The organism is Nitrospirillum bahiense (genome assembly GCF_007828025.1).
Taxonomy (GTDB): domain Bacteria; phylum Pseudomonadota; class Alphaproteobacteria; order Azospirillales; family Azospirillaceae; genus Nitrospirillum; species Nitrospirillum amazonense.
On record NZ_VITO01000023.1, the window covers coordinates 47,053 to 68,047 of the forward strand.

The window sequence follows — 20,995 nt, forward strand, 5'->3', positions numbered from 1 at the left end:
CCCTGTGACGGAAAGAAAGGATCAGAGCGAACCGCCCAGCACACCCTTGGTGGAGGGCACGGCATCGGCCTTGCGCGGGTCGATCTCGATGGCGGCGCGCAGGGCCCGGGCCAGGGCCTTGTAACAACTCTCCACGATGTGGTGGTTGTTCTCCCCGTACAGGTTTTCCATGTGCAGGGTGGCACCGGCGGCGAAGGCGAAGGCCTGGAACCATTCCTTGAACAGTTCCGTATCCATCTCGCCCAGCTTGTCGCGGGTGAAATGCACCTTCCAGATCAGGTAGGGCCGGTTGGACAGGTCTATGGCCGCGCGGGTCAGCGTCTCATCCATGGGGATGTAGGCGTGGCCATAGCGGTTGATGCCGCGCCGGTCGCCCAGGGCCTTGGCCACGGCCTCGCCGATGGCGATGCCGGTATCCTCGGTCGTGTGGTGGAAATCGATGTGCAGGTCGCCCACCGCGCGCACCGTCAGGTCGATGAGCGAATGGCGCGACAGCTGCTCCAGCATATGGTCAAGGAAGCCGATGCCGGTCGACACGTCGTAACGGCCGGTACCGTCGAGATCCACGGTCACGCTGATCTGCGTTTCCTTGGTCTTGCGCTCCACAGTGCTGCTGCGGGCGCCTGCTGGTTCGTTCCTGTCCATAAGCACTACTTAGCAGCAAGGCTGTTACCGTGAAAGGGGCGGAGCATAGACTCTGGCGCATGGCTTGACCCGCATCATCGCCATCCCACATACCGTGGGCCCTCATCCCATTTCCCGTTTCCAACCGGAACCGCTTCCCATGTCCGACTACGGCAAGACCCACGACCCCATCCAGTGGCACGGCACCACCATCCTTTCCATCCGCAAGAACGGGCAGGTGGTGGTGGCCGGCGATGGCCAGGTGTCGGTGGGCAACACGGTGATGAAGTCCAACGCCCGCAAGGTCCGCCCCCTGGCTGGTGGCAGCGTCATGGCCGGCTTCGCCGGGGCCACGGCGGACGCCATGACCCTGTTCGAACGGCTGGAAGCCAAGCTGGAACAGTATCCGGGGCAGCTGACCCGCGCGGCGGTGGAACTGGCCAAGGACTGGCGTACCGACCGCTACCTGCGCCGGCTGGAGGCCATGATGGCGGTGGCCGACCGCCATGCCAGCCTGATCCTGACCGGCAACGGCGACGTGCTGGAGCCGGAGGACGGCATCATCGGCATCGGCTCCGGCGGCGCCTACGCCCTGGCGGCCGCCCGAGCCCTGATCGACCTGCCGGATATGGACGCGGAGGCCATCGCCCGCAAGGCGTTGGGCATCGCCGCCGACATCTGTGTCTACACCAACCGCAACATCACCCTGGAAAAGCTGTGAGCCCGGCGATGACCTCGTTCTCCCCCCGCGAAATCGTCTCGGAACTGGACCGCTACATCGTCGGCCAGAAGGACGCCAAGCGCGCCGTGGCCATCGCGCTCCGCAACCGCTGGCGCCGCCAGCAATTGCCCGACGGCTTGAAGGAGGAGGTTCTGCCCAAGAACATCCTCATGATCGGGCCCACCGGCGTGGGCAAGACCGAGATCGCGCGCCGCCTGGCCAAGCTGGCCCAGGCCCCCTTCCTGAAGGTGGAGGCGACCAAGTTCACCGAGGTGGGCTATGTCGGCCGCGACGTCGAACAGATCGTGCGCGACCTGGTGGAGATCGCCATCACCCTCACGCGCCAGCGCCTGCGCAAGGAAGTGGCCGCCAAGGCCGAGCTGCGCGCCGAAGAGCGGGTGCTGGACGCCCTGGTGGGCGAGGGGGCGTCATCCGAGACGCGGCAGAAGTTCCGCAAGATGCTGCGCGAGGGGCAGCTGAACGACAAGGAGATCGAAATCCAGGTGCAGGACAACGCCGCGTCCGCCCCGGCCTTCGACATCCCCGGCATGCCCGGCGGCAGCATGAGCATGATCAATCTGGGCGACATCTTCGGCAAGGCCTTCGCCGGCCGCACCAAGGCCCGCCGCATGACCGTATCCGAAAGCCACACCGTGCTGATGGCCGAGGAGTCCGACAAGCTGCTGGACAACGAGACGGTGGTGGCCGAAGCCATCCACGCCGTGGAGCAGAACGGCATCGTCTTCCTGGATGAGATCGACAAGATCACCGCCCGTTCCGAAAACCGGGGCGGCGGCGACGTCAGCCGCGAGGGTGTGCAGCGCGACCTGCTGCCCCTGATCGAGGGCACGACGGTCAACACCAAGCATGGCGCGGTGAAGACCGACCACATCCTGTTCATCGCGTCCGGCGCCTTCCACGTGGCCAAGCCGTCGGACCTGCTGCCCGAGCTGCAGGGCCGCCTGCCCATCCGCGTGGAACTGAAGCCCCTGACCGAAGAAGATTTCCGCCGTATCCTTACGGAGCCGGAGGCCAGCCTGATCAAGCAGTACGTGGCGCTGCTGAAGACCGAGGACGTGGCCCTCAGCTTCACCGACGACGCCATCGACGAGCTGGCGCGCCTGGCGGTGCAGATCAACAGCACGGTGGAAAACATCGGCGCCCGCCGCCTGCACACGGTGCTGGAACGCCTGCTGGAGGAGATCAGCTTCACCGCCGCCGACCAGGCCGGCAGCACCGTGGCCATCGATGCCGCCTATGTGCGGGAAAAGGTGTCGGACCTGGCCAAGAACGCCGACCTCAGCAAATTCATCCTGTAGGCGTTGGCGCCAGCCGTGTTGAGGTGGGGCGGGGCCGTCGGGTCCCGCCCTTTTTTTGGTTTATCGCCGGTTGCGGGATGGCTGCCTGGAATCATCCCAGGATGGATGGTGCGCCCGCGCTCCTTGGATCAGACAACGGTGTCTTGGCGCTTTTAATCCATTAACAGACCATTTGACTTAAATTTCTCTTGGTCTCCGAGTGTGTGATCTATGACACAGAGACTCTCTTTAATGAAAAGATAGACTATTTATACCTTAAGAGGGGTTTCGTGGCCCCTGCGGGTAACTTTATTGTTCCCGTACAGGATCAACCCAGGAACATGACATCCGGGGGTAAGATGAACGGCGATGCAACGGAGACGGTGGCGGACCTGCCACTGCCACAGATCAAGACTAGGGATAAGACCGCCGGCGACAAGAGCGCTGGTCGCTGGCTGCTGCTGGCGTTGACCGCCGTGGGCATGATCCTGTTGGCGGCTTGGTCGTCCTCGGGCGAAAGCAACGCCGCCCCGGCCAAGGTACCGGCCCAGATGTCAGGAGCCCCGGTCGAACAATAACGCCTGAAACAGGTTTGGTTGTTCACCGGGCGGCCTTGCGGTCGCCCTTTTTATTTGCGGGATTGTCTTATTTACGGACTTGGAACGGGCAGCGCCCGCCAATTCCATCTGTCCCCGCTGGCTATTCCCGCTGGCCGCACCCCGGCATCTGCTTTCCGGGGGCGGCGATCATCGGATCAACCAAGTAAAATGCCGAACGGCAGGGCTGGTTTCACGCGTGGCCGGCCAAGGCCGGTTCCGCCGTGGAAACCTTGGGCGCTGCCGCCTTCACGGCGGGCTTGGCGGCTTTGCGGGCCACGCTGGCCATCAGTTTCAGAACATCATCGCGGTAGACGCCGTCGCGCTCCATCACCAGGCGGACCACCGGGTCCTCCAGCATGTCGGTCAGGCGGGGTTCGTGGTGCACCATCATCGTGTCTCACCCTCCCTTCTTGGGCTTTGTCCAAGCCTGTTCCAGGCTTCGGGGTTCCAGGCCCCATCCCCATTTCAGGAGGGGGCGGGGCATGAGCCATCCGTCGCCATGGGGCATATATGAGCATGGCAGACGGCTATGACAGGGGCATGTCGGGTTTGTGGCCGCCAATGTCAGCGGCCATCCGGCATACCCTTGCCGTACAGTGGGTTGTACGGTGCCGGAAGCCCAGGATCGTCGCCTGCCGATGGGGGTAGGGCGCCCTGCCGCAGGGGCCAAGGAAAGGGCAGGGGCGCCAGGCGCTTAGCCGCACGGCCCCGTGGTACCTCAAACGCGAACGGCGGACCCGGAGGTCCGCCGTTGGTGGGGGTGCGGCCTTCCGCCACCCCATGATTTTCGGGACCGGTGATTGCGCGGCCCGATGACTCGGGGGATGGCGGCGTCAGATGTCCTCTTCCCCATCGGCCAGATGACCGGGGCCCAGCAGGCCCTCCCACTTGGCGATGACGGCGGCGGCGACCGACACGCCCACCACGTTGGTGGCACTGCGGCCCATGTCCAGCAGGTGGTCGACGGCCAGCACCAGCACCATGCCCTCCGATGGGATGTGGAAGAAGGGCAGGGCGGCGGCGATGACCACCAGCGAGGCGCGCGGCACGCCGGCGATGCCCTTGCTGGTCAGCAGCAGCAGGCCCAGCATCTCCACCTGCTGGCCGATGCTGATATGGATGCCGTAGGCCTGGGCGATGAACATGGTGGCGAAGGTGCAGTAGATCATCGAGCCGTCGAGATTGAACGAATATCCCAGCGGCAGGACGAAGCTGACGATCTTGCGGGCGGCGCCGAAGGCCTGCATGCGCTCCAGCGTGCGCGGGTACGCGGCTTCGGAGCTGGCGGTGGAAAAGGCCAGCAGCACGGGCTGGCGGATGGCGCTGACCAGCTCACGCACCCGGCCGCCGATGAAGGGCACGGCCGCAGCCAGCAGCACCACCCACAGCAGCGCCATGGCCAGGTAGAAGCCGCCCACGAACTTCACGTAGCTGCCCAGCACCTGCAGACCCTGCGTCGTCACCGTGGCCGCCAGGGCCGCGAAGATGGCGACGGGCGCGAACATCATGACGTAGCTGGTCACCTTCAGCATGACGGTGGCGATCTGTTCCACCAGGTGCACCACCACCGGCACCTTCTCCTTCACCGAGGCGATGGCGATGCCCGCGAAGATGGAGAAGACGACGATCTGCAGGATCTCGTTGTTGGCCATGGCCTCGATCACCGAGCGCGGCACCGTGTGCTCGATGAAGTTCTTCAGGGTGAAGACGGCGGCGTCCGGCGCCTTGCCGCCGGACGTGGGATCCGGCAGGGACATGCCCACGCCCGGTTCCAGGATCTGCACCATGACCAGACCCAGGATCAGCGAGACGATGCCGGCCAGCAGGAACCAGCCCAGCGTCTTCACGCCTACGCGGCCGATGGCGGCCACGTCCTCCATATGCGCGATGCCCACCACCAGGGTGGAGAAGACCAGGGGCGCGATGATCATCTTGATCAGGCGCAGGAAGATGTCCGTCAGGATGGACAGGGTGCTGGCCAGCGAGGCCCCGTCGGCCGCAGGCAGGTTGTGCCCCACGGCGCCCACCGCGATGCCGGCGACCATCGCGCCCAGGACGAACAGCGTGAAGCGCTTTTGCTGCATTGAAACCTATCCCCCGATGGCCGGCGCCGCCGCCCCGATGTGCCCGGGGCGATTTTGGCGCGGTCAAATTTTCTGTTGCTGTCTACTTGCCTTGAAACCGGCGCCGATACAACGGCGGCTTTCGCCGGGAAGGGCGGTCCCTACCGGAATCGCTCTGTTTCCCATCACCGTATGGGCATGGCGTACATCAGGCCGCCCTGGTTCCACAGGGCGTTCAGCCCGCGGTCCAGGCGCAGCACGGAATTGCGGCCGACATTGCGCTCGAACACCTCGCCATAGTTGCCCACCTGGGAAACGATGCGCACGGCCCAGTCATCGTCCAGGCCCAGCGACCTGCCCAGGCCGGCCCCCGTCCGCACGCCCAGCAGGCGTTGCACGCCGGGGGCGGCGGACCCCAGGTTGTCGCGCACGTTGGCCTTGGTGACGCCCCGCTCCTCCGCCTCGATCAGGGCGAAGACGGTCCATCTCACGATGTCGGACCATTGCTCGTCACCCTTGCGCACGGCGGGTGCCAGCGGCTCCTTCGAGATCAGCTCCGGCAGGATAAGATAGTCGTCGGCGCTGACCGTCTGCGCCGCGCGGGTGGCGGCCAGGGCCGAGGCGTCGGTGGTATAGGCATCGCAGCGGCCGCTGAAGAAGGCGGCCACCACCTCGCCCAAGTCCTCGATGGCCAGCGGCCTGTAGCTCATGCCCGTGGATTGGAAGTAATCCGCCAGGTTCAGTTCGGTGGTGGTGCCCTGCTGCACGCAGATGGTGGCGCCGTTCAGCTCGCGCACGCTGCGGGCATTGAAGGACCGCCGCACCATGAAGGCTTGGCCGTCGTAATAGACGGGCGGGGCGAAGTCCATGCCCTGCACGTCGCGGCTCAGCGTCCAGGTGGTGTTGCGCGACAGCAGATCGATGTCCCCCGACAGCAGACTGCTGAAGCGCTGGCGGCCGCTCAGTGGAATGAATTGGACCTTGCGGGCGTCGCCCAGCACAGCGGCGGCCACGGCGCGGCAGATGTCCACGTCCAGGCCCGTCCATTCCCCCTGGCTGTCCGGCGCCCCGAATCCCGGCAGGCCGGTGTTGACGCCGCAGCGCAGGATGCCGCGCTGGCGCACCTGCTCCAGCGTGCCGCCGCTTTTGGCGGCACCGGGCGCGGCCGCCCGGGCGGGTGCCATAAGGGCGCCGGCCGCCAGGGCCAGGCCCAGCGCCACACCCAGCACCCCTGTCTTCGCCGGGCGCATCCAGCCGCGCCGCATCCTGTGCCCCATGACCCGCCCCACGTCGCCCTGAAGTTCCGCTCCCGCGCGACCGGCCCTGGGCGCTAACCGTTTGGTGGCCAAGGGGTCGTCATGGGTCATCGCAAGATACAAAAGCCCCGCGCGGGCGCCTAGTGCTCCCACGATGGATTCCGCCGGCCATAACAATGGGGCTTACCATTCGTCATGTTGGAACAGACGCTATATTTGACTGGAAATAACGGGAGGCTACAAGTAATGGGCGCGATTCTCGTGTCCCGTCAGCCCATCACATGGGAAGAAACCGACAATTTCGCAAGTCCACCATTTGGCCAAGTTGGCCATTTCTACACGATCGTGATACATCCATGACTTCCGGCGGGCATGGGGTTGCCCGCCGTTCCGCATTCGTATTCCGTAAGGCCTGTCCTGCCGCCTATCCGCCCGCATCGGATGGACCAGGACTGTGCCCAGCGCCGCCTGGCGCGGCCATCCGGAATGGGGATGCCCCACACGACGAACCCCCGGGATTGAGATCCATGCCGCCCATCAAACTCACCCTCAACGGAAAGCCCTGGTCGGTTGACGCCGATCCCGACATGCCGCTCCTCTGGGCGGTGCGCGAGATCGCGGGCAAGACGGGCTCCAAGTTCGGCTGCGGCGCCGCCCAGTGCGGCGCCTGCACCATGCATGTCGACGGCCAGCCCGTGCGCGCCTGCTCCACCCCCATCGGTTCCATCGCCGGGTCCAAGGTGACCACGATTGAGGGCATCGAGGGCAAGGTGGCCAAGGCCGTGCAGGACGCCTGGGTCAAGCTGGACGTGGTCCAGTGCGGCTATTGCCAGTCGGGCCAGATCATGTCAGCCGTCGCCCTGCTGACCGATAACGCCAAGCCCACCGACCAGGACATCGACAGCGCCATGAGCGGCAACCTCTGCCGCTGCTCTACCTATGTCCGCATCCGCGCCGCCATCCACGAGGCGGCCAAGGCGTTGGAGATCTGATCATGCCGGATGGACACATGAGCGATACCAGCCGCCGCCGTTTCCTGCAGGTCACCGGCGGCGCCGGCGTGGGCCTGATGGTGGGCTTCACCTGGACCGGCACCAGCCGCCGGGCCCAAGCCGCCGCGGCCGCCGCCCAGGCCTTCGAGCCCAATGCCTTCGTCAAGGTGGCACCGGACGGCACCGTCACCGTGCTGATCAAGCATCTGGAGATGGGCCAGGGCGTCTTCACCGGCCTGACCGCCATCGTGGCGGAGGAGATGGACGCCGACTGGGCGCAGATGCGGGCGGAACACGCCCCCGCCAACGCCAAGCTGTACAACAACACCGCCTTCGGCCCCATCCAGGGCACCGGCGGGTCCACCTCCGTCTACAATTCCTGGACCCAGCTGCGCCAAGCCGGCGCCACGGCGCGCGCCCTGCTGGTGGCGGCCGCCGCCCAGACCTGGGGCGTGCCCGCGTCGGACATCACCGTGTCCAAGGGCGTGGTTTCCTCCGGCACGCACAAGGCCGGCTTCGGTGAGCTGGCGGCCAAGGCGGCCACCCTGCCCGTGCCCGCCGACGTGCCGCTGAAGGATCCGAAGAACTTCACCCTGGTGGGCACCAAGCTGCCGCGCAAGGACAGCGCGGAGAAAACCACCGGCAAGGCCATCTTCGCCATCGACGTCGTCCAGCCGGGCATGCTGGTGGCGGTGGTGCAGCGCCCGACCCGCTTCGGCGCCAAGGCCCAGGCCATCGACGCCAAGGCGGCGAAGGCGGTGAAGGGCGTGGTCGAGGTGGTGGAGATCCCGCGCGGCGTGGCCGTGCTGGCCACCTCCTACTGGGCGGCGCACCAGGGGCGTGAGGCGCTGAAGGTCACCTGGGACGAAACCAACGCCGAGAAGCGCGGCACCGACGCCATCGTCGCCGACTACAAGGCTTTGCTGCCCAAGCCTGGTCAGCTGGTGACCAAGGAAGGCGATGTCGACGCGGTGAAGGGCGCCAAGACCCTGAAGGCGGAATTCACCTTCCCCTACCTGGCCCACGCGCCCATGGAGCCGCTGACCTGCGTGGTCAAGCTGGGCAAGGACGGGTGCGAGATCTGGGCGGGCGACCAGTTCCAGACCATCGACCAGATGAACGCCGCCAAGACGGCCGGCCTGAAGCCGGAGCAGGTGACCATCCACACCGTCTACGCCGGCGGCAGCTTCGGCCGGCGCGCCAACGTCGAGTCCGACTACATCGTCGAGGGCGTGGCCATCGCCAAGGCGCTGTCGGATGCCAAGGTGCAGGGCGGCAAGCTGGCCGGGCGGCCGGTGAAGCTGATCTGGTCGCGGGAGGATGACATCCGCGGCGGCCGCTACCGCCCCCTGTATGTCCACGGCATGGAGGCCAAGCTGGGCGCCGACGGCAGCGTGCTGGCGTGGCAGCACCGCATTGTCGGGCAGAGCATCATGGCCGGCAGCCCGTTCGATCAGCCGGGCAAGCCCGACGCCACCTCGGTCGAGGGGGCGGCGGAAATCCCCTACACCATCCCCAACCGCCTGGTGGACCTGCACACCACCACCTCGCCCGTGCCGGTGCTGTGGTGGCGGTCGGTGGGGTCCACCCACACCGCCTTCGCCGTGGAAACCTTCCTGGACGAGCTGGCGGCGGAGGCCAAACAGGATCCGGTGGCCTTCCGGCGCAAGCTGATGGAGAAGCATCCGCGCCACCTGGCGGTGCTGAACCTGGCGGTGGAAAAGGCCGAGTGGACCAAGCCCCTGCCCAAGGGCTGGGCGCGGGGCGTGGCGGTGGCGGAAAGCTTCCGTTCCGTCGTCGCCCACGTGGCCGAGGTGTCGCAGGACGACAAGGGCCGCATCAAGGTCGAACGCGTGGTCTGCGCCGTCGATTGCGGCATCGCCGTCACGCCGGACGTGGTCAAGGCCCAGATGGAGGGCGGCATCGGCTATGGCCTGGGCGCCATCATGTACGGCGCCATCACCATGAAGGACGGCGTGGTCGACCAGTCCAACTTCGACACCTACCGCTGCCTGCGCATCGACGAGATGCCCAAGGTGGAGGTGCACATCGTCCCCAGCGCCAACCCGCCCACCGGCGTGGGCGAACCGGGCGTGCCGCCCTTGGGGCCGGCGGTGGCCAACGCCATCGCCGCCCTGACCGGCAAGCGCATCCGCGACCTGCCCTTCGCCGGGTCGGTCAGCGTGTGAGTGATCCGGCGGCGTGGGAGAAATCCCACGCCGCCGCGACTGCGTTTAGCTTGGGTAACGAGCTGGGTCATATTTGGGATTGAAGGTGAAGCTTGCTTCGATCTTGCCGTTAAGCGCCACCTTCCATGCCCCGACGATAGCTTCGGGAGGTATGCGCTCATCAGGCCCAAAGGTACCGGCAATTCGATAAACCCAGCCGCCTGGATGCTTCGCCGCTTCCTTGATTTCATCTGGATGGGGTTGCATTGCTTCTTTCACTTCCCGCAGCCGGTAAAAACTAATCCAAACTATCCGATAAGCTCACGCTGGCGGGAATCTCCTCCGCCACGCGCTGTTCCAGCTTTTCCATCAGCGCCCACAGCTGCGCGCGCTCGGCATCCGTCAGGACCGACAGCAGTTGCCCTTCCCAGGCCAGGGCCTCCGGCGCCACCTGCGCGTAAAGGTCGCGGCCGCGCGGGCTGAAGGACAGGCGCAGCAGGCGCTGGTCGCGGGGGTGGGCCTGCCGGTCCAGCAGGCCGGCGGCCACCAGGCGGTTGACCGCCCGGCTGACCTTGGCCTTGTCCATGGCCGTGCGCTCCACGATGTCGTTGGACGACAGCGGCTGTTCCTGGCCCAGGGTGGCGAACACCCTCCACTCCGGAATGCTGAGGCCGAAGCGTTCCTGGTACCGCGTGGCCAGCGCCAGGCTGACCTTCTTCGACAGGATGTTCAGCCGGTAGGGGAGGAAGCGGTTCAGCTGCAGATCGGGGGGCATGGGGGCTGACCCTGTGACAGGTTGGTGGCGGTGGCGGGGCGGCTTGACAGGGAAACCCGCGCGGCCTACTGTACTTATAACGTTTCATTTGAAACGATAAAACCGGCCGCTGTCCATCCTGTCATTGGGGTTGTCCTTAACGGGCACCGCCCCGGGGGTGGAAGACGGGTTGGGAGGAAACAGCCCCGTTTTTCGTGGTCTCAAGGCGCCGCCATCCGGGATGGCCGGCCGCCTTGAGGGCGCCCCTTTTCCTGCCGACCCCATAAGGGCGAAAGGATCGATAGGAAAGGCCCCCCATGAAGCTGGCTACCCTGAAATCGCTGGACCGCACGCTGGACGCCGCCTTGCAGGCCAAGGTGGGCCGCGACGGCATCCTGGTCGTCGTGTCGGCCGACCTCGCGCGCTTCCGCGCCGTGCCGGGCATCGCCCCCACGCTGCAGCGGGCCTTGGACGACTGGGCGCAGGTGGCGCCGCGCCTGGCCGAGGTGGCGGCCGAACTGGATGAGGGCGTCGCCCCGTTCGAGGCCTTCGACGAGGCCGCCTGCATGGCCCCGCTGCCCCGCGCCTATCAGTGGGCGGACGGCTCGGCCTACGTCAACCATGTGGAGCTGGTGCGCAAGGCGCGCGGCGCCGACATGCCGCCCAGCTTCTGGACCGACCCGCTGATGTACCAGGGCGGGTCCGACAGCTTCCTCGGGCCCCGCGACCCCATCCTCATGGCCAATGAGGCCTGGGGCATCGATCTGGAGGGGGAGGTGGCGGTGGTCACCGGCGACGTGCCCATGGGCGTGTCGGCCGAAGAGGCGCGCGGCCTGATCCGCCTGGTCATGCTGGTCAACGACGTGTCCCTGCGCGGCCTGATCCCGGCGGAATTGGGCAAGGGCTTCGGCTTCTTCCAGTCCAAACCGTCCAGCGCCTTCGCCCCCGTGGCGGTGACGCCGGATGCCCTGGGCGACGCCTGGCGCGAGGGCAAGCTGCACCTGGACCTGCTGTCCTTCATCAACGGGCAACCGTTCGGCCGGCCCAACGCTGGGATCGACATGACCTTCGACTTCGGCCAGCTGATCGCGCACGCCGCCCGCACCCGGCCGCTGGTTGCCGGCACCATCATCGGCTCCGGCACCGTGTCCAACCGGGGGCCGGACGGCGGCCCGGGCAAGCCCATCGCGGAGGGCGGCGTGGGTTATTCCTGCCTGGCCGAGGTGCGCACGGTGGAAACCCTGCTGCAAGGCCAGCCCAAGACGCCCTTCCTGCGCTTCGGCGACAGCGTGCGTATCGAGATGCGGGACGCCGCCGGCGCCAGCGTCTTCGGCGCGATCGAGCAGACGGTGGCGGAATACCAGGCCCACCCGGTGGCGCCCGAGCCCGTTCCGGCCCCCGTCCTCTGACCATCCCCCTTCCAGGACCCGCCTGCCCCATGGCCTCGCTCACCCTTTATACCTATTTCCGCTCCTCCGCCGCTTACCGCGTGCGCATCGCCCTGAACCTGAAGGGCCTGACGGCCGAGCAGGTGCCGGTCCACCTGCTGCGCGACGGCGGGGAACAGCTGAAGCCGGAGTACCTGGCCCTGAACCCGCAGGGCCAGCTGCCCACCCTGGCGGTGGACGACGCGACCGGCTGCCACCTGCTGACCCAGTCGCTGGCCATCGCGGAATACCTGGACGAGGTTCACCCCACCCCCGCGCTGCTGCCGGCCGACCCCATCGCCCGCGCCCAGGCCCGCGCCGTGGCCCTGGCCATCGCCTGCGACATCCACCCCATCAACAACCTGCGGGTCCAGAAGTACCTGAAGGGTGAGATGGGCGTGGATGAGGAACGGGCCGGCCGCTGGGTGCGCCACTGGATGGAAACCGGCCTGGCGGCGGTGGAGGCGATGGTGAAGCCCCATGCCGGCCGCTTCTGCTTCGGCGACACGCCCGGCCTGGCGGACCTGACCCTGGTGCCGCAGATGTTCAACGCCCGGCGCTTCAACGCCGACCTATCCGCCTGCCCGACCCTGGTGGCCATCGACCAGGCCTGCCTGGCCCTGCCGGCCTTCGCCGACGCGGCGCCGGAGAGCCAGGCCGACGCGCCGCCAGCGTAAGTGCTTATATCTTACAGTCCTCACGCTTGGGGTAGGGGACGTTGCTTACGGTCGCTACGGTCATGGGCTGGGTGATGTGTGGAAACTCGGCCAGCTTCGCCGCAGCCGCCTGCGGTTGCGGTTTGGCCGATTTCACCGCGGCGCCGCCAAAAGTAGAGGCGAAGTTGCCGATATACGTGACCTTGCCAGGCGCCAGGAAGAACTTGATGGTGCCCTTGCACATTCGGACGATCACCTCCTGGGACCAACGGACGTCCACCGAGTCGACCACGTAATAGCCGGGATCAACCTCCGCCACGAAGTATTCGGTTGGTTGCCGCTCAATCAGGCCCTTGCCGTTGGCCAGGCTGAAGTAGCGATCGTCAAAGGGGCCCAGCATGCTGGTGCCGCGGAACTGTAACCGCAGGGATGTGCCACCATATTGGTCCAGGCCTTCCCATCCCAGGACAACGATCGCTTTCTTACTGTCTGCGCTGAACACGATGTCTTTGCTGGCCTCGCCAGTGGCACAGCCCAGAAGGGTGCCTGTGGCGATAAGGGCGGCCAGCAAAGGCTTGCCAATTTTCAACGGCATGACGGTCCTTGGCATTAAGTTGCGCATGGAAGCATCTAATACGCCTCGGGGCGATGATGTGTCGATGCCCCGGCGTTGTGTAAGAACGCCAAGGCCTTAAGCTTCCGCTCGCCTGCCACGTGGCGTCAGGGCATGATGGCGCCGTTTCCGCCCGACCCGACCCAAAGCCCGCCCATGCCCTTCGACCTGGCGCCGCTGGACCTTCTGGCCCTCACCACCTTCTTCGTGTTGTGGGGCGGCTATAACGTCATCTTCCGCCTGCCGGGGGCGCCGGCCAGCTTGAACCTGCACATGCGCACGGTCCGCGAGGTGTGGATGCGCAACATGCAGGCGCGCGACACCCGCCTGCTGGACGGCCAGTTGCTGGGCCACCTGATCCAGAGCGTGTCCTTCTTCGCCTCCACCACCGTGCTGCTGATCGCCGGCGACCTAAGCGCCCTGGTGAACGCCGATCGGCTGGCGGCCCTGGTGGAAAAGATGCACGTCACCAGCACCGCGTCCGGTGCCTTGGTGGAGGTGAAGCTGTTCCTGCTGCTGGGCGTGCTGGTCTACGCCTTCTTCCAGTTCACCTGGGCGGTTCGGCAGTACAACTATACCTGCGCCCTGATCGGCGCCATGCCCGACGCCACCAACCACCCGCCCAGCGTGGACGTGGAAGAGGCGGCGGACGCGGCGGCGGCCCTGCTGTCCCTGGCGGTGCAGAGCTTCAACGCCGGGGTGCGGGCCTATTACTTCGGCTTCGCGGCCCTGGGCTGGTTCGTCCACCCCTTGGCCTTCATGGCCTCCACCACCCTGGTGATCGTGGTGCTGATCCGCCGCCACTTCCATTCCCGCGCCTTCCACGCCGTGCGCCGCTTCGGCACGGCGGTGCGCATGGTGCTGCCGGAACGCCGCCAGCCGCAGCCGCCCGAAGGGGGCTGAATGCCGGTTAGCGCCAGGGTCTACTCCGCCTCTTCGCTATAGGCGTGCCGGCCGCCGCGTGGGTCGGTGACGGTCCAGCCGCCTTCGCCGTCGGGGGCCAGATAGTCGGCGGTCAGGGGCACTTTGCCGTGGCCGCCGGGGATGTCCAGCACATAGGTGGGCTGGCACAGGCCGGAGACATCGCCGCGCAACTCGCGCATCAGGGCGCGGCCACGCTGGATCGTCGTGCGGAAATGTGCTGTGCCCTTGGCCAAATCCCCCTGGTGCAGGTAATGCGGCTTCACCCGCGCCTGGACCAGGGCGCGGAAGGTGCGGGTCAGGGTGTCGGCATCGTCATTCACGCCCTTCAGCAGCACGGTCTGCGACAGCAGCGGGATGCCGGCATCCACCAGGCGGGCAATGGCGCCGCGCGCGGTGTCGTCCAGCTCCCGCCAATGGTTGGCGTGCAGCATCAGCCAGCTGGCGATGCGCTTGCCCTTCAGGGCGGCCACCAGCTCCGGCGTCACGCGGTCGGGGTCCACCACCGGTACGCGGGTGTGAAAGCGGACGATGCCGACGTGGGGGATGGCGTCCAGGCGCGCGACGATCTCGGCCAGGCGGCGGGGCGACAGGATCAGGGGGTCGCCCCCGGTCAGGATGACCTCCCACACCTCCTCGTGCTCGGCGATATAGGCGAGGGCGGCGTCCAGCTCCGCGCCGTCCAAGGTCTCACTGCCCGGGCCCACCATCTCCCGCCGGAAGCAGAAGCGGCAGTAGACCGGGCAGACGTTGACGGCCTTCAGCAGCACCCGGTCGCGATAGCGGTGGACGATGCCCTTCACCGGGCTGTGCGGCCCATCGCCGATGGGGTCGGCCAGCTCGCCGGGGGTGGTTTCCAGCTCCTCCCCCGCCGGGATGAACTGGCGGGCCACGGGGTCGTTCGGGTCGGTGGGGTCGATCAGGCCGGCCATCTGGTCGGTGACGGAGACGGCGAAGCTGGCCGCCAGTTGTTCCAGCACAGGCAGGGCCGACGCCTCGGCCAGGCCGGCCTGGACCAGACCATCCGCCGTGCGGATGGGGGCCTTGCGCGGGGCGAGCTGGCGAACGGCGATGCCCATGGGGCCTCTCCCTGGCGGTGCGTGGAATGACGGAACAGGGGCTTAGATCGACCTTGGGCGCCCCGTCGTCAAGCGGCCCGCCCGCATGGGCCCCCCGCATCGGCGTTGGCGCCGGCCTGGGCTTGGGGCACACTGGCGCCCTGATGCGGGGGCATCTTCACACGAAATAAGCGCATGGGGACCAGGGCATGGGGCTGAGACGGGCCGCGGTGGCGGCGCTGCTGATGGGATTGGTGACTGGCATGACCGACGCGACCGCCGCCGAGAAGAAGACCGCCGCTTACGGCACCTGGGCCTCGCCCATCACCGCCGCCCGCCTGGCCGGCAGTGAGATCCGCCTGGGCGACCTGATGGTGGACGGCGGCGTGCCCTATTGGCTGGAAAGCCGCCCGGCCGAGAAGGGCCGCTACGCCGTGGTGACGCCCGATGGCGCCGGTGGCATCCGCGAGCTGACGGGGCCGGAGGTGAACGCCCGCACCCGCGTCCATGAATATGGCGGCGGCGCCCTGCTGGCCGTTGGCGGTGGTCTGGCCGGCGGCCGCTTGTACTTCAGCAACTTCGCCGATCAGCGCCTGTATACCGTGCCCGAGGCGGGCGGCGCGCCGCAGCCGCTGACGCCGGAGGGCTACCGCTATGCCGATTGCGTAGCGGGTGCGCCCGGCCACCTCATTTGCGTGCGCGAGGATCACAGCGCCCCAGGGGAGGCCAAGAACACCATCGTCAGCCTGGCGGTGGACACGCCCGGCGACGCCGGCACGGTGCTGTTCGGCGGCACAGACTTCGTGGCCTATCCACGCCTGAGCGCCGATGGCAAGCGCCTGGCCTGGATCGCCTGGTCCCATCCCAACATGCCCTGGGACACCACCACGCTCTACGTCGCCGACCTCACGCCCCAGGGGCTGGGCAGCCCGACGGCGGTCGCCGGCGGCCATGACGAATCGGTGCTGGAACCGCAGTGGGATGCCGACGGCACCCTCTACTTCATCTCCGACCGCAGCGACTGGTGGAACCTGTACGCCTGGCACGACGGCGCCACCCGCCCCGTCGTGGCCAAGGCGGCGGAATTCGGCGGCCCCCTGTGGAACCTGGGCCTGACCACCTATGCCCTGACCGGGAAGGGCCAGGCGGTGGCGCGGTACAGCAGCCAGGGCCTGGACAGGCTGGCCGTCATCGACCTGAAGACGGGCAAGGCGCATGACCTGGACCTGCCTTTCGTCGGCATCACCGGCGTGCGGCTGCTGGGGCCCGACCAGGCGGTCATGATCGCCAGCTTCGCCGACGCCACGCCGGCGGTGGTGACCGTCAACCTGGCGACCGGCACCCACGCCGTGCTGCGCCGCCCGGCGCCGGAAGGTTTGGAGGCCGGCCTGGTGTCGCGCGCCCGGCCCATCGAATTCCCCACCGCCCCCGGCCCGGACGGCCAGGCGCGGACGGCCCACGCCTTCTACTACGCCCCCACCAACCCCGCCTTCCAGGCCCCGGCGGGGGAGAAGCCGCCCCTGCTGGTCAAGGTGCATGGCGGCCCCACCAGCGCGGCCAAGCCCTCGATGGACATGAGCGTGCAGTACTGGACCAGCCGCGGCTTCGCCGTGGTGGATGTGAACTACGGCGGCAGCACCGGCTATGGCCGTGCCTATCGCAACCGCCTGCGCGGCAACTGGGGCATCACCGACGTGCAGGACGCCACCGCCGTGGTGGCCTACCTGGACAAGGCCGGCCTGGCCGACGCCAACCGCGCCGCCATCCGCGGCGGCAGTGCCGGCGGCTACACCACCCTGGCGGCCCTGGCGCTGACCAAGGTGTTCAAGGCCGGCGCCAACTACTACGGCGTGTCGGACATGGAATCCCTGGCCAAGGACACCCACAAGTTCGAAAGCCGCTACCTGGACAGCCTGGTGGCCCCCTATCCGGCGGGCAAGGCCGTCTACGACGCCCGCAGCCCCCTGCACCACCTGGACGGCTTCTCCGCCCCGCTGATCACCTTCCAAGGGTCGGAGGACGCGGTGGTGCCGCCGGCGCAGTCGCGCAGCATCGTCAACGCGCTCAAGGCCAAGGGCGTGCCCGTCGCCTACATCGAGTTCGAGGGCGAGCAGCACGGCTTCCGCAAGGCCGACAGCATCATCCGCGCGCAGGAGGCGGAGCTGTACTTCTACGGCCGCATCTTCGGCTTCACCCCGGCGGACACCCTGCCGGGGGTGGCGATCGACAATTTGAAGTGAGGGACTGACAGGGCGGGTGGAAGCGCCCGCCCGTCGATGGCAGAGACATTTTTCCCCAAGGCCATTGCCGCGCCGGAATTTCGACCGATCCTCATGGGGCAGGTTCGGATTTCGGAGCAGTGCCCCATGCCGTTCGTGGCCATCGGCTATACCGCCAATCCCAAGGCGCCCGTTGGGAAATGGGTTTGTACCCGCACATCGGCGCTGGGGCCCTATGACGATAAGCCGCCTGAAGAAACGCGGCACTCGCCGGACTTCTGTGGGCAGTGCGTTTCTTTCGTCACTCAAGTTTGCCCTTCATTGCCCGTCAGCACGGCGCTCTGGCGAAAGGGGGCGGCCGTCAAGAACAACGCGACCATCCTTTCCGGCACCGTGATCGCGACCTTTGATGACCAAGGTCGCTATTACGGGCATGCGGCGATCTATGAGCGGCAGGATGGTCGGGGAATTTATGTTTATGATCAATGGATTACCGGACATGTCCCCCAGCCAGTCGCACCTAGAGGCATCCGCTGGGACGGTCACGGCATCTCGAACAGAGGAGATGGTTTCTTTGTCGTTGAACCGTGATGTTATGAAGCGGCTCTTGCTGATCTCCGCCGCCAGTTTTGGCATAGCAAATGCCGCCTGCGCTGCCCCGCCGGACGTTTGCCCAGCGCGACCTGGCGATAAGGTTAAGAGCCTCAACGTGTTCGATGGGAAGCCGGAGGACATGTTCAACCTGGCCCCAGATGACCAAGGGGCGGGGCAGGACACTTTCACAGTTGGTGAAATCTACAAGGCTGGGCGGATGGTGACTATCCGCTGCATATACGCCAGCGGTACCGTCACCGACGTGGAACTTAAAGACAAGGTTGAGCAGTGCAAGGCGTCTGAAAAGAAGTCAGGTGAAGTGACTATTCAATGCCATTAGGCACCAATCCGGTAAAAATCCATGCCTTGGGGACTGTAGGGCTTCCTTCATCGCCGCCATACATACGGATGTCTGGGATTGATGGTGTCCCCGGCGGGATTCGAACCCACGGCCCCAGGATTAGGAATCCTGTGCTCTATCCTGCTGAGCTACGGAGACGCCGGGGCGGGTTATAGCAGGTTTGGGCGGCTTGCACAGCCCCGGGGCGCGCAAGGCTCAGGCGCCCGGAATTCAATCAGATTCAATCAGCCGACCAGCAGGCTGACGATCAGGACCTCATCCACCAGGGGCTTGCCCACGGCCTCGTTGGCCACTTCCATGATGCGGCCCTTCAGGGCCTGGACGTCGGCGGTGTTCAGGCGGTTATGGGTCAGGTGGTCGACGGTCAGCGCCTCGGTCAGCTCGCCATTGATGCGGGGCTTGAGGTTGGTGACCAGGTCCACGTCCTCATTCAGATGCTTGCTCATGCGCACGACCAGCATCACCTGCAGCCGGACGTAGGAGAAGCGGTCCTTCCCCGGCAGCAGCATGGGGTTCATCTTGACCTTGCGCAGCACCTCCGGATCTTCCGACTTCTGGCCGCCGCCTTCGCCGGCCCAGGCCGCCTGCGGCAGGGCCGTGGCGGCCGCCAGCGCCAGGAAGGCGCCAGCCAGCACCCCGCGCAGCATGGCGCCGCGGCGGCGTTCACGGGGCAGGCGTTCATCGTCGCGGGTCATTCCGGGGCGAGTTCCTGTGGCCAGCCGTGGGGCTGGAATCGGGGTGAATACTGGGACGGCAACGGTTCACGGTTCAAAACCGGGCGGGTTATTTAGTCTAGCACGGGCGTTCCAAGAGGAGGCCCGAGTCTTGTCCCGCCTGGTATGCGGGATATTAGGGCGGCTTCCTTAAGGCTTCCTTAGCGGGCGAACCTATCCGAAAGGCGTGGATTCGCGACCCTGTGTCGATAGTGCCGGGCCGCGACTCGGGGAAAACGCCCCGGCAAGGCGGACCGGACCTAAAAGTCAGGTTGACCTGACATTCAGAATGAGTCATGTTTGCCTGACAAAACGTCAGGAGATCATGACATCATGTCCGTCGCCGTTTTCTTCCCGCCCGCCTCGCGGCGCTACATTCTCACCTCGATCATCACCGCGGTCCTCTACGTCCTGTCCATCAAGGTCATCAGCTGGGGCCAATCGCAGCTGGACGGGCCCTTGCTGTGGGGGGCGATCCTGGTGCCGGTGGGCTGCATCGCCGTGCAGCTGTGGGCGACGCTCAGGCTGATGACCCAGGTGGATGAATTCATGCGGGCGCTGCTGGCCCGGCGCTTCATCATCGCCGCCTGCCTGGCCTTCATCGTCGCCAGCGCCTGGGGCTTCCTGGAGACCTTCGCGCGGGTGGACCACCTGCCCGGCTATATGGTCTACGCCATCTTCTGGGTGGCCTTCTGCATCGTCTCGCCCTTCATCCGGAGTACGCGCTGATGCGGAACACGTTGAAGGTCCTGCGGGCCGAGCGTGGCTGGACGCAGAACGATCTGGGCGAGCGGCTGGGCGTGTCTCGCCAGGCGGTCAACGCCCTGGAGACGGAGAAGCATGACCCGTCGCTGGACCTGGCCTATCGCATCGCCGCGCTGTTCGGCCTGCCGGTGGAGGCGATCTTCACCAATCCCCACCGGCCGGCGGCATGAGCTTCATGCCGCCGTAGGCCCCGACCGGGGCCGCCGGAGATTTCCGGGGAGCGCCAGCGGACTGGAAATCGAGGACAAGGCCAGCGACCGGATGGCCGCGCCCGCCGCTTGAGGGATTACTCGAACAATCCCGCCTGGTAATCGCGGATGGCGGCGATGATTTCCTCGCGGGTGTTCATGACGAAGGGACCGTGGGCCACCACCGGTTCGGCGATGGGCTCGCCATGGCCGAACAGCAGCACCGCATCTTCCTGCGCCGTGATCTCGACCGCGTCGCCCTCCAGGCTCAGTTCCGCCAGCTGGTGGGCGGGGGCGGTGCCGCCGCCCACGGCGATCGCGCCGCGCACGACGTAAAGGAAGACAGTGCGGCCGGCGGCGCCGTCAAAGCGCACGGTGCCGCCGGCGCCCAAGGTCACCGTGCTCATGAACACGCCGGTCAGCGAGGGGACGGGACCGGCGGCGCCACCCCAGCTGCCGGCGATGAGGTTGACGGTGCCGCGCCCATCCGGCGTGGGCAGGGCCGGGATGGCGTCGCGCTGCAGACCGGTATAGCCGGGCTCGGCGAACTTCAGCCGGGCCGGCAGGTTCACCCACAGCTGCAATATCTCCAGCGGCCCACCCTTGCGGCGGAATTCGGCCGGCGACAGCTCCGAATGCACCACGCCGCGCCCCGCCGTCATCCATTGCACGCCGCCGGCCTTGATAACGCTTTCATGACCAGCGCTGTCGGCGTGCGTCAGCTCCCCTTCCAGGATGAAGGTCACCGTCTCGAAACCCCGGTGGGGGTGGGGGCCGAAGGGCAGGCCGCCGTTATTGGGCGGATACACCTGAGGCCCATGGTGGTTCAGGAACAGGAAGGGGCTCAGCTGCGGCAGGGCCGGCCCCGGCAGGGGGCGGCGCGTCGTCAGGTCCGCGATGTCGTCGCGATAGGCCGGGTGCAGGCGTTTCAGGGTCTTCAGCGGGCTCATCGGCCGGTCCCTCCAGGGCAAATCTCACCGGGGCGCGGCATCGGCGCACCCGTCA

23 protein-coding genes and 1 tRNA gene are annotated in these 20,995 nt (G+C 66.9%); 13 read left to right on the forward strand and 11 right to left on the reverse strand.

Going from position 1 to position 20,995, the window contains the following annotated elements:
* Nucleotides 1-21: 21 nt before the first annotated feature.
* The gene (gene hisB / locus FBZ88_RS24975; RefSeq protein WP_040849280.1) at nt 22-645 is read right to left on the reverse strand and encodes an imidazoleglycerol-phosphate dehydratase HisB; all 624 of its coding nucleotides are present in this window, start codon (nt 643-645) and stop codon (nt 22-24) included.
* 139 nt (nt 646-784) lie between these two features.
* On the opposite strand from hisB, the gene hslV reads away from it, so the two are divergent.
* The 3 genes from hslV to FBZ88_RS24990 all read left to right on the forward strand — a co-directional run bounded on the left by hslV (nt 785) and on the right by FBZ88_RS24990 (nt 3,221).
* A complete protein-coding gene (hslV, locus tag FBZ88_RS24980; RefSeq protein WP_145619770.1) occupies nt 785-1,345 on the forward strand; it encodes an ATP-dependent protease subunit HslV in 561 nt (186 codons plus the stop codon).
* Nucleotides 1,346-1,353: 8 nt separating this feature from the next.
* The gene (gene hslU / locus FBZ88_RS24985) at nt 1,354-2,664 is read left to right on the forward strand and encodes an ATP-dependent protease ATPase subunit HslU (RefSeq protein ID WP_088870496.1); all 1,311 of its coding nucleotides are present in this window, start codon (nt 1,354-1,356) and stop codon (nt 2,662-2,664) included.
* Nucleotides 2,665-3,002: 338 nt separating this feature from the next.
* The gene (locus FBZ88_RS24990; protein ID WP_145619771.1) at nt 3,003-3,221 is read left to right on the forward strand and encodes a hypothetical protein; all 219 of its coding nucleotides are present in this window, start codon (nt 3,003-3,005) and stop codon (nt 3,219-3,221) included.
* Between the two features lie 211 nt (nt 3,222-3,432).
* Here FBZ88_RS24990 and FBZ88_RS24995 read toward each other — a convergent pair whose 3' ends face one another.
* The 3 genes from FBZ88_RS24995 to FBZ88_RS25005 all read right to left on the reverse strand — a co-directional run bounded on the left by FBZ88_RS24995 (nt 3,433) and on the right by FBZ88_RS25005 (nt 6,555).
* On the reverse strand, nt 3,433-3,633 hold the full coding sequence (locus FBZ88_RS24995; protein ID WP_145619772.1) for a hypothetical protein: 201 nt from the start codon (nt 3,631-3,633) through the stop codon (nt 3,433-3,435).
* Nucleotides 3,634-4,075: 442 nt separating this feature from the next.
* Entirely contained in the window at nt 4,076-5,326 is a 1,251-nt protein-coding gene (locus tag FBZ88_RS25000; RefSeq protein WP_145619773.1) for a dicarboxylate/amino acid:cation symporter, read from the reverse strand.
* A gap of 164 nt (nt 5,327-5,490) precedes the next feature.
* Nucleotides 5,491-6,555 carry an amino acid ABC transporter substrate-binding protein gene (locus FBZ88_RS25005; protein WP_186464591.1) on the reverse strand — a complete coding sequence of 355 codons (1,065 nt, stop codon included), beginning with the start codon at nt 6,553-6,555 and terminating at the stop codon, nt 5,491-5,493.
* A 533-nt stretch (nt 6,556-7,088) separates the two neighbouring features.
* Here FBZ88_RS25005 and FBZ88_RS25010 point away from each other — a divergent pair.
* A complete protein-coding gene (locus FBZ88_RS25010) occupies nt 7,089-7,553 on the forward strand; it encodes a (2Fe-2S)-binding protein (protein ID WP_040849287.1) in 465 nt (154 codons plus the stop codon).
* Nucleotides 7,554-7,570: 17 nt separating this feature from the next.
* Nucleotides 7,571-9,742 carry a xanthine dehydrogenase family protein molybdopterin-binding subunit gene (locus FBZ88_RS25015; protein ID WP_211102794.1) on the forward strand — a complete coding sequence of 724 codons (2,172 nt, stop codon included), beginning with the start codon at nt 7,571-7,573 and terminating at the stop codon, nt 9,740-9,742.
* Nucleotides 9,743-9,787: 45 nt separating this feature from the next.
* Here FBZ88_RS25015 and FBZ88_RS25020 read toward each other — a convergent pair whose 3' ends face one another.
* Entirely contained in the window at nt 9,788-10,000 is a 213-nt protein-coding gene (locus tag FBZ88_RS25020) for a hypothetical protein (protein WP_246138849.1), read from the reverse strand.
* Between the two features lie 19 nt (nt 10,001-10,019).
* Nucleotides 10,020-10,496, reverse strand: coding sequence for a MarR family winged helix-turn-helix transcriptional regulator (locus tag FBZ88_RS25025; RefSeq protein WP_145619775.1), 477 nt, complete (start codon nt 10,494-10,496; stop codon nt 10,020-10,022).
* A 296-nt stretch (nt 10,497-10,792) separates the two neighbouring features.
* Between FBZ88_RS25025 and FBZ88_RS25030 the strand changes: the two genes are divergently transcribed.
* Together FBZ88_RS25030 and maiA are read left to right on the forward strand one after the other, a co-directional pair.
* Nucleotides 10,793-11,884: a fumarylacetoacetate hydrolase family protein gene (locus FBZ88_RS25030; protein ID WP_145619776.1), complete on the forward strand. Its 1,092-nt coding sequence runs from the start codon at nt 10,793-10,795 to the stop codon at nt 11,882-11,884.
* Between the two features lie 29 nt (nt 11,885-11,913).
* Nucleotides 11,914-12,579 (forward strand): maleylacetoacetate isomerase, encoded by a 666-nt coding sequence (gene maiA / locus FBZ88_RS25035; RefSeq protein ID WP_145619777.1) that lies wholly within the window; start codon nt 11,914-11,916, stop codon nt 12,577-12,579.
* A 4-nt stretch (nt 12,580-12,583) separates the two neighbouring features.
* Here maiA and FBZ88_RS25040 read toward each other — a convergent pair whose 3' ends face one another.
* Nucleotides 12,584-13,153 carry a hypothetical protein gene (locus FBZ88_RS25040; protein WP_145619778.1) on the reverse strand — a complete coding sequence of 190 codons (570 nt, stop codon included), beginning with the start codon at nt 13,151-13,153 and terminating at the stop codon, nt 12,584-12,586.
* 132 nt (nt 13,154-13,285) lie between these two features.
* Here FBZ88_RS25040 and FBZ88_RS25045 point away from each other — a divergent pair, with 132 nt between their 5' ends.
* Nucleotides 13,286-14,074, forward strand: coding sequence for a DUF599 domain-containing protein (locus FBZ88_RS25045; protein ID WP_145619779.1), 789 nt, complete (start codon nt 13,286-13,288; stop codon nt 14,072-14,074).
* 20 nt (nt 14,075-14,094) lie between these two features.
* Here FBZ88_RS25045 and FBZ88_RS25050 read toward each other — a convergent pair whose 3' ends face one another.
* Nucleotides 14,095-15,171 (reverse strand): lysine-2,3-aminomutase-like protein, encoded by a 1,077-nt coding sequence (locus tag FBZ88_RS25050; RefSeq protein ID WP_145619780.1) that lies wholly within the window; start codon nt 15,169-15,171, stop codon nt 14,095-14,097.
* Between the two features lie 188 nt (nt 15,172-15,359).
* On the opposite strand from FBZ88_RS25050, the gene FBZ88_RS25055 reads away from it, so the two are divergent.
* The 3 genes from FBZ88_RS25055 to FBZ88_RS25065 are packed head-to-tail and all read left to right on the forward strand — an operon-like array spanning nt 15,360 to nt 18,303.
* The gene (locus FBZ88_RS25055) at nt 15,360-17,390 is read left to right on the forward strand and encodes a S9 family peptidase (protein WP_211102795.1); all 2,031 of its coding nucleotides are present in this window, start codon (nt 15,360-15,362) and stop codon (nt 17,388-17,390) included.
* 36 nt (nt 17,391-17,426) lie between these two features.
* Nucleotides 17,427-17,960, forward strand: coding sequence for a BPSL0067 family protein (locus FBZ88_RS25060; protein ID WP_211102796.1), 534 nt, complete (start codon nt 17,427-17,429; stop codon nt 17,958-17,960).
* Between the two features lie 16 nt (nt 17,961-17,976).
* Nucleotides 17,977-18,303, forward strand: coding sequence for an STY0301 family protein (locus tag FBZ88_RS25065; RefSeq protein WP_145619781.1), 327 nt, complete (start codon nt 17,977-17,979; stop codon nt 18,301-18,303).
* A gap of 82 nt (nt 18,304-18,385) precedes the next feature.
* Here the strand turns inward: FBZ88_RS25065 and FBZ88_RS25070 are convergent.
* Together FBZ88_RS25070 and FBZ88_RS25075 are read right to left on the reverse strand one after the other, a co-directional pair.
* Nucleotides 18,386-18,462, reverse strand: a tRNA-Arg gene (locus FBZ88_RS25070).
* 86 nt (nt 18,463-18,548) lie between these two features.
* Nucleotides 18,549-19,019, reverse strand: a complete 471-nt coding sequence (locus tag FBZ88_RS25075; protein ID WP_145619782.1) for a hypothetical protein — start codon at nt 19,017-19,019, stop codon at nt 18,549-18,551.
* A 351-nt stretch (nt 19,020-19,370) separates the two neighbouring features.
* On the opposite strand from FBZ88_RS25075, the gene FBZ88_RS25080 reads away from it, so the two are divergent.
* A complete protein-coding gene (locus FBZ88_RS25080) occupies nt 19,371-19,766 on the forward strand; it encodes a hypothetical protein (RefSeq protein ID WP_145619783.1) in 396 nt (131 codons plus the stop codon).
* Nucleotides 19,766-19,972: a helix-turn-helix transcriptional regulator gene (locus tag FBZ88_RS25085; protein ID WP_004272005.1), complete on the forward strand. Its 207-nt coding sequence runs from the start codon at nt 19,766-19,768 to the stop codon at nt 19,970-19,972. Before FBZ88_RS25080 ends, FBZ88_RS25085 begins: the two co-directional genes overlap by 1 nt.
* Before the next feature lie 116 nt (nt 19,973-20,088).
* Here the strand turns inward: FBZ88_RS25085 and FBZ88_RS25090 are convergent, their stop codons facing one another.
* Nucleotides 20,089-20,940, reverse strand: coding sequence for a pirin family protein (locus tag FBZ88_RS25090; protein ID WP_145619784.1), 852 nt, complete (start codon nt 20,938-20,940; stop codon nt 20,089-20,091).
* Nucleotides 20,941-20,995 lie beyond the last annotated feature (55 nt).